The organism is Streptococcus sp. 20925_1_69, assembly GCF_041432365.1.
Taxonomy (GTDB): Bacteria; Bacillota; Bacilli; order Lactobacillales; family Streptococcaceae; genus Streptococcus.
In genome coordinates this window covers 1-13,865 of the sequence record NZ_JAPVZL010000014.1, presented here as the reverse complement: position 1 = coordinate 13,865, position 13,865 = coordinate 1, and the positions used below count along the sequence as shown (strand labels likewise).

Below are 13,865 nucleotides of genomic sequence, written 5' to 3'. Positions count from 1 at the left end.
GGTTTGAAGAGATTTTCGAAGAGTATAAAACCTTGAAGAGTTGCCCCTTCAAGGTTTTTCTTATACAAATAAACGGACAAAGCTATAAAGTAGCAAGATACTACCAAGCACGATACGGTATTTACCAAAAAGGGTAAAGTCGTGTTTTTTCACATAGCTGGTCAAGAAACGAATAGCGACCATACTGACTGCAAAAGCTACTCCCATCGCAACCAAGAGCAAGAACAACTGCCCAAAGCTCAAGAGCTGTCCTGCTTTCACAAATTTGAAAATCTTTAAGGCACTAGCTCCAAACATAACAGGAATTCCAAGATAGAAGGTAAATTCTGTCACAACAGAACGACTGGTTCCATTTAACAAACCACCGACAATCGTTGCTCCAGAACGACTGGTCCCTGGTAAAAGGGCAAGAACTTGGAAGAGTCCGATATAGAAAGCTGTCGTATAAGGAAGCTTGTCCAACTCTGTTACACTTGGCTCGATAGCACGCGCTTTATTGCGCTTTTCCAAATAAATAAAGGCAATCCCGTAGATAATCAACATGAGAGCAACAGAAACCATATTATGGAAGTGGGTATCAAACCAATCATCAAACTTAAATACAGCAAGCAAAGGTAAAGTAGCTACAAGAACTTTAGACCACAATTGCCAAGTTCGACGAACTTCCTGCTTGTCTTTACCCGGTTTAAAGGGATTGAGCTTGTTAAAGTAAATCACCATAACCGCTAAAATCGCACCAAGCTGAATCACGACATTAAACATAGACATAAAAGCTTCATTCTGATTTTGGTATTGGATAAACTCCTCTGCTAAAATCAAGTGACCTGTACTGGAAATCGGCAACCATTCCGTAATTCCTTCAACAATACCGAAGAAGATAGATTTTAAAATTTCAATAAGATACATAGATTACTCCTTTTTCTATCTTCCATTATAGCATATTTTTTCAGCCAGTGATAGCTCTCTTTAAAAGGCGCCGATACTGCCACCGCCTCCGCCTCCAGAGAAGCCTCCGCCAGAACTTCCACTTCCAGAAGATACGGAGTAGGTACTTGCTGTATTTGCGACACTGGCATAATGGCTCATTTGCGCGCTTGAATGATAAAACATACTATGCCAACCATAAGCTACATATAGATTGATATCTGGATTTTCCACTTGGATATGATGAACCTTCATCAAATGGCTGACCTTGTCCGCATAGCCAAATAAGGTCGCATAGACCAAGAGGCGATTCCAGACCACAATACTTTCCAATTCAGCCTGATCCAATCGTGCAATCTCACGCAACATATTTTCAAAACTGGTCCAGAGATAGTAGACTTCTGCTCCTGCTTCATTTAGGACACCATCACGATTATCTAATCGAAGCTTCCAATAATAGAAAACAGCCAAAACCAAACCTAGAAAACCAAGTATTGGCAAGAGGAGGTAAAGATAGCCATAAACATCCAAACTGTACAAGAACAAACCAAATCCGATAAATAGGGGCAGGACAGTCAAGGCACCCATACCCACTTGCAAGGCCTTTTCCCCACCAGTTAAAGGACGATAATAATCTGGGAGCCCCCAGAAGGAAACTCGACTTCTCACTCCTTCTTGCATCTGGTTCAATACTTCTTCAAAAGAAGATTTGAGCTGACGCCCCTTTGCTTGAATCCGTTTTTCATCAGAGACTTTTGCTCTACGATAAAGACTATCAGATACCTTGTAATCCGCAAACAAATTGGAAAGAGTTTCTTCTTTTTTGCCTGAAAAAGCCAGATTTAGACAGTCTTTCTCAAAGCTTGACAAGCCATCTTCTTTTACCAGCCTCAAGCCAACTGCATCTCCTTCTGAAATAATAGAAACATTCCCACGGTCTATCACATCTAACAAAGTAGCTTGAATAAGTTGGTCAAAGGTGAATTTACCTGCTCCTTTTGTTAGAGGACTCACTTCCTCCAAGGAGGTCGAGTAAACCGCCTCTGATAAAACCATAGGCTCTAATTCCATTGGTGGTTCATAAAGACGATGATTTTTGGCATATTTAACTGAAGGAGTGGTCTTTCTTCTATAAATAAAATAGAAGCAGACACTTAATAACAAGGAGATAGAAAGTATCGAAGGGAAGACCCAAGTAAGGAGTTGTTTACTTTGCTCTTTTTCTTTAACAATCGAGTCTTCTATCTTATTAAACTCTTCTAAACGATTCCCTTTCAATCCCTGATCCCTAGCGCTAGCAAAATCGGTCCGAGGCCAGTAGGCATGCAATTCAACTCCACGCTTAGCTGGAAGATTGTCCAAACGAATAGTATAATCAAGGCTACTCTTTTCAATCGTTCCCTCTCTAAAAAGTTTGCCTGTATGGAAAAAGAGTTTTTCAGCCCCCTTGTCTCCCCTTACATGAAATTCAAACTTTCCAATAGCCCCTGAACTATCTGTTAAAGGCTGCCAATTTAATTCAGCGATGTCATCATATAGAAAAAGCAAATTTTTTAAGTTCCAAACGAGGTAAACTTCAACTGTGTCGCCTTCTTGACCTGGATTATAAACTTTAACAGTATAACCATCTGCTCCTTCTATCACTTCGCTCGTAACGTCTGCTAGTTCAGCACCATTTTTCGCAGCCTGAACCTTTGGATGAGAATCAATGTCAAATCCGCTAGGCATCTTGCCAGCACGTCCAAGTCCCACGATTTGGCCCTTAAAGTCCTCCTCAAACTGATAAACTATCTTCTGTCTAAATTCTGCCGTATTATCTGCATGAATATACAAATCACCTTGATAAGAGTTTATCTTGAAATCAATGGCAAAAACAGAGAATGGCAGAAGGCAAAACAAGCCTAACACTAGTAATAAAAAAGTTTTTTTCATCAACTAAGCCCCCTTTTTATCTTTGCTATCATTATATCATTTTTTCATAAGTAAGGGCTTACCTATATTGAAAAATAGAGTTTTTTTCGATAAAATAGGAGACAGTTATTTTTTAATAGATTAGAAATAGGAGAAATCATGAAAAAAATATACTTATCTATTTTCACAAGTCTCTTACTGATGCTGGGACTTGTCAATGTTGCTCAAGCCGATGAATATTTACGCATCGGTATGGAAGCAGCATATGCCCCCTTTAACTGGACCCAGGACGATGATAGCAATGGAGCTGTCAAAATCGATGGAACCAACCAGTATGCCAATGGATACGATGTTCAAATCGCCAAGAAAATCGCTAAGGACTTAGGTAAAGAGCCTTTGGTTGTTAAAACCAAGTGGGAAGGTCTAGTCCCTGCCCTTACTTCTGGTAAGATTGACATGATTATCGCAGGTATGAGTCCAACTGCCGAACGCAAACAAGAAATTGCCTTTTCGAGCAGTTACTACACTAGCGAACCAGTTCTACTAGTCAAAAAAGATTCTGCCTACGCAAATGCTAAATCTTTGGATGACTTTAATGGTGCGAAAATCACTTCTCAACAAGGTGTCTACCTCTACGACTTGATTGCACAAATCCCAGGTGCTAAAAAAGAAACAGCAATGGGAGACTTCGCTCAAATGCGCCAAGCACTTGAGGCCGGTGTCATCGATGCCTATGTTTCTGAACGCCCTGAAGCACTGACTGCCGAAGCTGCGAACTCTAAGTTTAAGATGGTCCAAGTAGAACCAGGTTTTAAAACTGGAGAAGAAGATACAGCTATCGCCATTGGACTTCGTAAAGATGACAATCGTATTAGCCAAATCAATGCCAGCATTGAAACCATTTCAAAAGACGACCAAGTTGCCTTGATGGATCGTATGATCAAGGAACAACCTGCCGAAGCTACAACAACTGAAGAGACTAGCAGTAGTTTCTTTAGCCAAGTCGCTAAAATTCTTTCTGAGAACTGGCAACAACTCTTGCGTGGTGCTGGTATCACTCTTTTAATCTCAATCGTCGGAACCATCATAGGTCTCATTATTGGACTTGCCATTGGTGTCTTCCGTACTGCTCCTCTCTCTGAGAATAAAGCCATTTATGGCTTACAAAAACTAGTCGGCTGGATTCTCAATGTCTACATTGAAATTTTCCGTGGTACACCAATGATCGTTCAATCAATGGTTATCTACTATGGAACTGCCCAAGCTTTCGGTATCAACCTTGACCGTACACTGGCTGCTATCTTCATCGTTTCGATTAACACTGGTGCCTACATGACTGAAATCGTTCGTGGTGGTATCCTAGCAGTTGACAAGGGACAATTTGAAGCCGCGACTGCTCTTGGTATGACTCATAACCAAACCATGCGTAAGATTGTCCTACCTCAGGTAGTCCGTAACATCCTACCCGCAACTGGTAATGAATTTGTCATCAATATCAAAGATACATCTGTATTGAATGTTATCTCTGTTGTCGAACTTTATTTCTCAGGAAATACCGTGGCAACGCAAACCTATCAATACTTCCAGACATTTACAATCATCGCCGTGATTTACTTTGTCCTCACCTTCACCGTAACACGTATCCTACGCTTCATCGAACGCCGCATGGACATGGATACCTATACTACAGGTGCTAACCAAATGCAAACGGAGGATTTGAAATAATGACACAAGCAATCCTTGAAATTAAACACCTCAAAAAATCCTATGGACAAAACGAAGTGCTAAAAGACATTTCTCTGACTGTCCACAAGGGAGAGGTTATCTCTATCATCGGAAGCTCTGGAAGTGGAAAATCGACCTTCCTACGCTCCATTAACCTACTTGAAACGCCAACTGATGGACAAATCCTTTATCATGGACAAAACGTCCTCGAAAAAGGCTATGACCTCACGCAATACCGTGAAAAGTTGGGAATGGTGTTCCAATCCTTTAATCTCTTTGAAAATCTCAACGTCCTTGAAAATACAATCGTCGCTCAGACAACTGTCCTTAAGCGTGAACGTACAGAAGCTGAAAAGATTGCCAAAGAAAACCTGGAAAAGGTCGGCATGGGAGAACGCTACTGGCAAGCCAAACCAAAGCAACTCTCAGGTGGTCAAAAACAACGTGTCGCCATTGCACGCGCCCTTTCCATGAATCCTGACGCTATTCTCTTTGATGAACCAACATCAGCTCTCGATCCAGAAATGGTTGGAGAAGTCCTTAAAATCATGCAGGAACTGGCCCAAGAAGGCTTGACTATGATTGTCGTAACCCATGAAATGGAATTCGCTCGTGATGTCTCTCACCGTGTTATCTTTATGGATAAGGGTGTTATTGCTGAAGAAGGCAAACCAGAAGACCTCTTCACCAATCCTAAAGAAGACCGAACAAAAGAGTTCCTTCAACGTTATCTCAAATAAAAAGAAAAGGCTGCAGTAATTATGCAGTCTTTTTGCTGTCCTCATACTCTTCGAAAATCTCTTCAAACCACGTCAGCTCTATCTGCAACCTCAAAACAGTGTTTTGAGCAGCCTACGGCTAGCTTCCTAGTTTGCTCTTTGATTATCATTGAGTATCAAAATGAAAAGGCAGACCCTATTCAAGAATCCGCCGTTATCCAAAGATTAATCTTCAAATTTTTCATGATTTTTTTCATAGAAATCAATTAAACCTAGAGCTGTTTCAAATGAAATATTTTTTACTTTTGCACGACCCTGCGCTAGAGCAATGATAGACATTTCACGCGCATTCGTTTCCTTAGAGATACGGTAGCCTGTGATTTTCTTATCACGAACCCAGCCAACAACTGATTCTACTTTTTCAAAGTTTGACTTAGCCATGTCCTTCTCCTATTTTCTTCTTTACGATATATTATTCTATACGTTTTTATGTCTTTTGTCAATAAAAAAACATATATTCAATAAAACAAATGATTTAGTTTTTTCTTACTTCTTTTTAAAGCCGATAATATATAGGTTTTTAGTTGCTATAACCCATTAGTACGCACCCTAAAAATAATTGAATTATTAAACTTATAATTCGCAAAAATATTCATCAAGAAAAAATACCAGTTTCTCAATAGGATAAACAGGAGTCATATTCTATATCTTCATTTTAATCTATAAGTTTGTCAAAGAGAATCTTCCTTTTCTGACTATCTCATATCTATTTTATCCTTTCTATTTCCTTTGGTTCCCTTCCTGTTACTATTTAACTTTTTTAACCGGTACAATTGACTTATCTCATCAAATTTTGCATATTCTTATAACACACCGCTATTACAATCAGCATTTAGAATAGCACTTCCTAGTATTCCAAATGTTCTACTCGCCTCATATTACTGCTATCATATACTATATTCAATCAACTCACCAAATCTACCTCATAAGCATTGATTATTTTTTCTAATTCCTATTATATTTAATCAAACTTAAAATTATATATATAAAATATGGTATTCTAAAAAATAGCCCTATATATAACAAGTCATTCTTCTTTATTATTATAAACTGAAATAAAAACTAATAGGTGCTATAGTGAGTTGTAGTAGAAATAGCACGATAGATTTCCTAAGTCCATAGGAATCGCCCCCTTTCTTCACCCTCATTATAACACCTATACATCAGTTGTGCAAATAATATGATATTTTTTTATTAGTCCTCAGACAAGCATATTATAGAGCGTTTCATTACCATTTAAGTTAATATAAGCTGGATCAAAACCTTCCATTCGACGAATCAATCCTGCATAATCATGCTTATCTGCTAAAGCGATCCCGATCAATACAGGTCCTGTCCCCTTACTAGCTCGTTTGATATACTCAAAACGTGTGATATCATCGTTTGGCCCCAAGATATCATTTACAAATTCACGTAATGCTCCTGGACGCTGTGGAAAATTGACCACAAAGTAATGCTTGATCCCATCATAAATCAAGGCACGTTCTTCCATTTCTGGCATACGGTTGATATCATTATTTCCTCCAGAAATGATACAACAAATGGTTTTCCCCTTGATATATTCAGCTAAAACCTCTAGAGATGCGATACTAGCTGCTCCAGCAGGCTCTGCTACAATCCCTTGCTTAGAGTAAAGGTCAATCAAAGTTTCAGAAATCAATCCCTCATCGACACCTACCAAAGTTTGAACATGTTGACGAGTTGCCTCATAAGTCAACTGACCTACCTTTTGTACGGCAATCCCATCTGCAAATTTGTCAATTTCCTTGAGCTTAACAGGTCCACCAGCTTCAAAGGCAGCCTTCATGGAACGTGCTCCATTCGCCTCTACCCCAATGACTTCAATTTCTGGACTTGTTTCCTTGATATAGGTAGAAACCCCAGCAATGAGACCGCCACCACCAACAGGAACCAAGACAGCATCAAAATCAATCGATTCTTTTCGAGCTTCTTCTAAAATCTCATAAGCAACTGTCCCTTGACCAGCTTGAACATGGGCATCGTCAAAAGGATCAATAAAGGTACGATTTTCAGAGACTGTAAATTCTTGAGCTGCTTTAGCTGAAGCATCAAAGGTATCTCCAACTAGTTTAATGGTCACGAAATCCCCACCAAAAAAGCGAACTTGACCAATCTTTTGTTGCGGAGTAGTAATGGGCATAAAAATAGTAGCAGGAATTTTCATTTCATTACAAGTATAGGCAACTCCCTGCGCATGATTTCCCGCAGAAGCACAGACTACCCCACGCTCACGCTCTTCCTTGCTGAGCTGAGAAATAGCATAATAGGCACCACGAATTTTAAAGGAACGAACACGTTGGGCATTCTCCTTTTTCAAATAAATCTTAGCACCATACTTCTCCGATAAATAATGGTCATAATCCAGTGGGGTATTAACAACCACACCATTCAAGACCTTATGAGCCTTGATGATATCTTTTGAATTTAACATATAAAACCTCTTTTTCTATAAAAAACAGTCACTAATGACTGTTTTTTTAGTTATTCATCTCCAAAAACTTCAGCAACACTTTCATGATATTTATGAGCCATACGAATTGAAAACTCTTTAGGAAGTTCATAACGATTTGTGGAAATCCAATCATATAACCATTCTGCCAAACTTTCTTCACTATCATTACGATGGAAGATAAAATAGTTTAAAATTTCTTTATATTCTACATCATTCAAATCCAGCGTGTCTACAAATTGACTATGAGGAACAAAATTAGAATCTAATTTTCTTAGTTGATCTGTCAATTCTCCCAATTGTAAATCCAACTGAAAAAATAATTTTTGCAGTTGCCTATCAGTTTCATCACATCCTGTCTTGATAGAAAACAAATTGGTAATATTCATATGATTTCAATCCCTAAATAAGTATATCTAATATCCTACGAATAGCTGAAGCTACTATTTTAGCAAAATTCTTTGCTTTCTAATTAGTTATAGATTTTAAATGCATCATCGTCGTTTTTACCAACGAATGGCATTGCTTTACGCAATTCTGCACCAACTTTTTCAATTTCAAGGTTAGCTGCTTGTTCACGGTAAGCAGTCAATTTTGGACGTCCAGCTTTATAGTCATTTACAAAGTCATTTGCAAATTTACCATTTTGGATGTCTGCTAAGACAGCCTTCATATTTTCTTTAACTTGTTCAGTGATTACACGTGGACCTGATACATAGTCACCGTATTCAGCAGTGTTTGAAATAGATTGACGCATTTTCTTGAATCCACCTTCGTAGATCAAGTCAACGATCAATTTCATTTCGTGAAGAACTTCAAAGTAAGCCAATTCTGGAGCGTAACCTGCTTCTGTCAAGACTTCGAAACCTGCTTCGATAAGGGCAGTCAAACCACCGCAAAGTACAGCTTGTTCACCAAACAAATCTTCTTCAGTTTCTTCTTTGTATGTTGTTTCAAGAAGACCTACACGAGCTGCTCCAACACCTTTACACCAGTCCATAGCAATGTTTTTCGCATTTCCTGTTGCATCTTGGTATACTGCGTAAAGAGCTGGTACACCAAATCCTTCTTCGTAAGTACGACGTACCAAGTGTCCTGGTCCTTTAGGAGCACACATGAAGACATCTACATCTGCAGGAACTTTGATAAATTCAAAATGGATGTTGAAACCATGGGCAAATCCAACTGCGTTTCCAGCTTCCAAGTTTGGAGCGATTTCTGCTTCGTACAATTCTTGTTGGATTTCGTCTGGTGCCAAAATCATGATAACATCAGCCAATTTAGTTGCTGCTGCTACTGTGTAAGTGTCAAATCCATCTTCTTTTGCTTTATCAAAAGATTTACCTGGACGTACACCGATGATGACATCGCGACCTGAGTCACGCAAGTTTTGAGCATGCGCATGTCCTTGTGAACCATAACCGATAACGGCGATTTTTTTACCGTCAAGTGCTGCTACTTTAACATCTTTTTCGTATTCCATTTGAACTGCCATAGTTTTTCTCTCTTTTCTATTATTTATTGCCTTTTAGGCTGGTTTAACAAATTTAAGTTGGATTTTTAATCGCGGGTAAATCCAGTTGCACCCGTACGAGCGATATTGCGAATACCATATGGTCGAATGACTCGCAATAAGGCTTCGCTCTTTTCAGCATTTCCTGTCATCTGAATGGTAATTGAGCTTGGTGCTACGTCTACCACCGTTGCGCGGAAAGGTTGAATAATCGCTAGAATCTCAGCTCGCTTCTCAGCTGGCGCTGACATCTTAACCAAAATCACCTCGCGCTCCAAATGAGGCTTGTCTGTAATATCACGAATGCGAATCACATCAATCTGACGATTGAGCTGCTTAATAATTTGCTCCACTTCATCATGTGAAGCTACATCAATAATAATGGTGATACGCGATACATTCGGATCTTCTGTTGCTCCAACAGAGATGCTTTCGATATTAACCTGACGACGAGACAGAACGCCAGTAAAGCGATTGAGGACTCCTGAACGATTTTGTAGTTTTGCTGTTAACATTCTACGCATGGAACTTCACCCCCAACATCTCATGATTACTCTTACCAGCTGGTACCATTGGTAACACCTGTTCCTTACGAGAAATATCTACCTCGATTAGCATAGGAACATCCTCAGTGATGACTTCAAGGTCTTGAGCCAAGGTCTCAGGATTATCAAACTTATAGTTTTTAATGCCATAAGCCTGCGCCATCAATTGGAAATCAGGAAGGGTATCAAAGACTGACTCAGATGTTCTACCTTCATAGAAGGACTCCTGCCACTGACGAACCATTCCAAGTGAGTGGTTGTTCAGCATAACCACCTTGATTGGCACCTTGTAAATGTTCAAAATCGCCAATTCCTGATTAGTCATTTGGAAACCACCATCCCCAACGAACAAGACTACTTCCTTATCTGGGTTAGCAATTTTGGCACCGATTGCTGCTGGAATTCCGAATCCCATCGTTCCCAAACCGCCTGAAGTCACTAACTGACGTTCATTTTGGTAGGGATAATACTGAGCTGTCCACATTTGGTGTTGACCAACGTCTGTTACTACAATGGCATCTCCATTCGTCAATTCACCAATTCGTTCAATAACAGCTTGCGGCTGAACCACACGTTCTTTCTTATCATAAGAACGAACACGGTTCTTGTCTTTTGTTACTTTCTCAATCCATTTCTCAGTATTGTTACGAACTATTGGTTCGGCCAGCAACATTTGCAAGGCTTTCTTAGCATCTCCAACTACAGGAATATCTGCACCGATAATCTTGCCAATCTCGGCTGGGTCAATATCAATGTGAGCAACCTTAGCATTCTTAGCGAAGGTCTTAGGATTTCCTGTCAAGCGGTCATCGAAACGGCAACCGATACTAATCATAAAGTCTGCTTCCGTCATGGCAATATTAGCTGCAAATGATCCGTGCATGCCTCCCATTCCAAGGAAGAGCGGATGACTCGTTGCAATCGTTCCTTGTCCCAAAAGACTGGTTACCACTGGAATTTGATAGCGCTCTGCAAATTCATTTAATTCTGCAGCAGCTTCAGCATAACTAATTCCACCACCAGCTAGCAAGACTGGCTTTTTAGCCTTGGATAATTGCTTCAAGATTTTCTTGATTTGCATATCATTCGGCTCAAGAGTCGGTTGATAACTTGGTAGATTCACTTCTGGTGAATAGATGAAATCTGTTTCCAAAGCAGATACGTCTTTAGGTAGGTCAATGACGACTGGCCCTGGGCGACCTGTAGTTGCGATATGAACAGCTTCCGTAATAATTCGAGGAATATCAGCTGTCTCACGAACTTGGTAATTGTACTTAGTGATTGGCATGGTAATTCCCACAATGTCTGCCTCCTGAAAGGCATCCTTCCCAATACCTGCTCGCGCCACCTGACCTGTAAAGACCAAAAGGGGAACGCTATCGCTCATGGCATCTGCAATCCCTGTAATGGCATTTGTTGCTCCCGGTCCGCTAGTGACGACGGCAACACCCAACTTTCCAGTTGATTTGGCATAACCTTCAGCTTCATGCAAACAACCTTGCTCATGGCGTCCTAGAATGTGGCGAATGCCTTTAAAATTATATATCGCATCATAAAAAGGCAAGACTGCACCACCAGGATAACCAAAGATGGTATCAATTCCTAAATCACGAAGTGTTTCCAAAACTAGGTCCGACCCCGTCTTAGGAGATTCTAAACTGATTTTCTCCATTGTTCCCCTTTCTCTTCTCTTAAAAATAACTTGTTACTATCATACCACTTTTTCAAAATTTTTCAAGACAAAAGAAGAAATTTTCTGAATTTTCTATTTTAACGTTTATTTATGAATGTTATTTTTGTTTTTATTAAAAAGATACCGATTTCATTTACTAAAAAAGAAAAAAGAACTGATTTCTCAGTTCCTCATTAATCTTATTCTACACTAAATAGGTATGGGTAAACTGGTTGTTGACCTTGGTGAATCTCGACTTCAACGTCTTCGAATTCTTCTGCGATTTCTTGAGCAATTTCATTGGCAAGTTCTTCGCTTCCGTCTTCACCGACATAGAAGGTTACGATTTCACTATCTTCATCCAACATATGTTTCAATGTTTCTGTCAAGGTTTGGTGCATGTCAGGGTTTGACACGAGAATTTTCCCATCAACCATACCAAGATTATCATTTTCATGGATTTCTAAGCCATCAATGGTTGTATCACGCACAGCTGTTGTGACGCTTCCGCTAACGACATCGCTAAGAGCTGCAGTCATACGCTCTTGGTTTTCTTCGATGGACTTGCTTGAATCAAAGGCAAGAAGACTTGTCAAACCTTGAGGGAGAGTGCGAGCTTCCACCACTACTGCTGGTTGCTCCAAAACTTCTGCTGCAGATTGAGCTGCCATGAAGATATTTTTGTTGTTTGGTAGGAAGATAATGTTACGGGCATTGACCTGTTCAACAGCCTTGATAAAGTCTTCTGTTGAAGGGTTCATGGTTTGACCACCTTCGATAACATAATCCACACCTTGAGAACGGAAGATATCTGCTAGACCTTTACCAGCCACTACAGCAATCAAAGCATACTCTTTTTCTTCAGCAGGCTTGCTAACTTGAGCAACTTCTTTCTCAACCTGTGCTTCGTGTTGGTTACGCATATTGTCAACTTTTACCTTGACCAAGCTACCATATTTGAGACCTTCTTGCATAACAAGTCCTGGATCTTCTGTATGGACATGGACTTTGACAATTTCATCATCGTTAACAACGAGGAGAGAATCCCCAAGCTCATTCAAGTAGTTACGAAATTCGTCGTAGTCAAAATCTTTGGCATAGGTTGGACCTTGCTTAAGAGCTACCATGATTTCAGTACAGTAACCAAACGTGATATCCTCAGTCGCTACGTGACCAGCCACAGACTTATGATGCTCTGCATTGATCATTTCACTCATGTTGGCCGGAGTCGCTACAAAGTCCTCAGATGCAATATATTCACCAGTAAGGGCTGAAAGGAAACCTTCATAGATGAAGACCAGTCCTTGACCACCCGAGTCCACAACACCAACTTCCTTCAATACTGGAAGCATGTCTGGTGTTTTAGCTAGAGCTGTTTTAGCACCTTCCAAGGCTGCGCGCATGACTTCAACAGCATCATCTGTTTGCTCAGCCTTTTTCTTAGCACCGATAGCAGCACCACGAGAAACTGTCAAAATCGTTCCTTCAACTGGTTTCATAACGGCCTTATAGGCAACTTCCACACCTGATTGGAAGGCAAGGGCCAAGTCTTGACCTGTTAACTCGTCTTTGTCCTTGATAGCTTGTGAAAATCCACGGAAAAGCTGAGACGTAATAACTCCTGAGTTCCCACGCGCACCCATCAAAAGACCTTTGGCAAGAATGCTCGCTACCTCTCCAACTGTAGAAGCTGGCTTGTCTGCAACTTCTTTAGCACCATTTTCAATGGTCATTCCCATATTTGTTCCAGTATCTCCATCTGGAACTGGAAAGACGTTTAATGAATTGACATATTCAGCTTGCTTATTCAAGCGAGTTGATGCAGCCTGCACCATTTCTTGAAATAAGCTAGTAGTAATTTTTGACACGGTTATTCTCCTACAACTTTGATATTTTGAATGTAGACATTTACAGTCTGAGCAGTAATTCCAAGCTGATTTTCCAAGCTAAAACGAACACGCTCTTGAATGTTTTTTGACACTTCGCTAATCTTTGTTCCGTAGCTCAACACGGTATATACATCAACTGCAATACTGCCATCTTCGGCCGCCTTTACGACGACACCTTTGGAATAATTTTCCTTACCTAGAAGGGCTTGGAAATTATCTTTGAGGGCATTTTTACTAGCCATACCGACCACACCAAAAATCTCAGTTGCTGCTCCACCTACGACGGTTGCAATCACTTCATCTGTTAGTTCGATTTGACCATCTTTTGTATTAATTTTTACAGTCATCCTTTTTACCTCAACTAGTTGATACTCTATTTTATCATATTTCAGCCCAAGTGTAAAAGCAGAATACTGTATCAGCGGATATTTACTCTA

General features: G+C 40.0%; 12 protein-coding genes. 2 read left to right on the top strand and 10 right to left on the bottom strand.

Annotation, left to right across the window (positions count from 1 at the left end):
- Nucleotides 1-60: 60 nt before the first annotated feature.
- Nucleotides 61-906, bottom strand: coding sequence for an undecaprenyl-diphosphate phosphatase (locus tag O3601_RS08810; RefSeq protein ID WP_261023036.1), 846 nt, complete (start codon nucleotides 904-906; stop codon nucleotides 61-63).
- A gap of 60 nt (nucleotides 907-966) precedes the next feature.
- Complete coding sequence (locus tag O3601_RS08805; RefSeq protein ID WP_371472601.1) at nucleotides 967-2,856, bottom strand: DUF2207 domain-containing protein; 1,890 nt, start codon at nucleotides 2,854-2,856, stop codon at nucleotides 967-969.
- Nucleotides 2,857-2,994: 138 nt separating this feature from the next.
- On the opposite strand from O3601_RS08805, the gene O3601_RS08800 reads away from it, so the two are divergent.
- Both O3601_RS08800 and O3601_RS08795 read left to right on the top strand, forming a co-directional pair.
- Nucleotides 2,995-4,560: an ABC transporter substrate-binding protein/permease gene (locus O3601_RS08800; protein WP_000725637.1), complete on the top strand. Its 1,566-nt coding sequence runs from the start codon at nucleotides 2,995-2,997 to the stop codon at nucleotides 4,558-4,560.
- The gene (locus O3601_RS08795) at nucleotides 4,560-5,300 is read left to right on the top strand and encodes an amino acid ABC transporter ATP-binding protein (protein WP_033680755.1); all 741 of its coding nucleotides are present in this window, start codon (nucleotides 4,560-4,562) and stop codon (nucleotides 5,298-5,300) included. Before O3601_RS08800 ends, O3601_RS08795 begins: the two co-directional genes overlap by 1 nt.
- A 204-nt stretch (nucleotides 5,301-5,504) precedes the next feature.
- Here the strand turns inward: O3601_RS08795 and O3601_RS08790 are convergent, their stop codons facing one another.
- From O3601_RS08790 to O3601_RS08755, 8 genes are all read right to left on the bottom strand, one after another.
- Nucleotides 5,505-5,720: a hypothetical protein gene (locus tag O3601_RS08790; protein ID WP_001130036.1), complete on the bottom strand. Its 216-nt coding sequence runs from the start codon at nucleotides 5,718-5,720 to the stop codon at nucleotides 5,505-5,507.
- A gap of 820 nt (nucleotides 5,721-6,540) precedes the next feature.
- A complete protein-coding gene (gene ilvA / locus O3601_RS08785) occupies nucleotides 6,541-7,791 on the bottom strand; it encodes a threonine ammonia-lyase IlvA (RefSeq protein WP_371472597.1) in 1,251 nt (416 codons plus the stop codon).
- Nucleotides 7,792-7,841: 50 nt separating this feature from the next.
- Nucleotides 7,842-8,198 carry a ketol-acid reductoisomerase gene (locus O3601_RS08780; protein ID WP_371472594.1) on the bottom strand — a complete coding sequence of 119 codons (357 nt, stop codon included), beginning with the start codon at nucleotides 8,196-8,198 and terminating at the stop codon, nucleotides 7,842-7,844.
- A gap of 83 nt (nucleotides 8,199-8,281) precedes the next feature.
- A complete protein-coding gene (ilvC, locus tag O3601_RS08775) occupies nucleotides 8,282-9,304 on the bottom strand; it encodes a ketol-acid reductoisomerase (RefSeq protein WP_314499565.1) in 1,023 nt (340 codons plus the stop codon).
- 65 nt (nucleotides 9,305-9,369) lie between these two features.
- On the bottom strand, nucleotides 9,370-9,846 hold the full coding sequence (gene ilvN, locus O3601_RS08770; RefSeq protein ID WP_001253803.1) for an acetolactate synthase small subunit: 477 nt from the start codon (nucleotides 9,844-9,846) through the stop codon (nucleotides 9,370-9,372).
- Nucleotides 9,839-11,539: an acetolactate synthase large subunit gene (locus O3601_RS08765; RefSeq protein WP_371472588.1), complete on the bottom strand. Its 1,701-nt coding sequence runs from the start codon at nucleotides 11,537-11,539 to the stop codon at nucleotides 9,839-9,841. The genes ilvN and O3601_RS08765 overlap by 8 nt, the downstream gene beginning before the upstream one ends.
- 200 nt (nucleotides 11,540-11,739) lie before the next feature.
- Nucleotides 11,740-13,407 carry a DAK2 domain-containing protein gene (locus tag O3601_RS08760; protein ID WP_371472587.1) on the bottom strand — a complete coding sequence of 556 codons (1,668 nt, stop codon included), beginning with the start codon at nucleotides 13,405-13,407 and terminating at the stop codon, nucleotides 11,740-11,742.
- A 2-nt stretch (nucleotides 13,408-13,409) separates the two neighbouring features.
- Nucleotides 13,410-13,775 carry an Asp23/Gls24 family envelope stress response protein gene (locus O3601_RS08755; RefSeq protein ID WP_000216437.1) on the bottom strand — a complete coding sequence of 122 codons (366 nt, stop codon included), beginning with the start codon at nucleotides 13,773-13,775 and terminating at the stop codon, nucleotides 13,410-13,412.
- Between the last annotated feature and the right edge of the window lie 90 nt (nucleotides 13,776-13,865).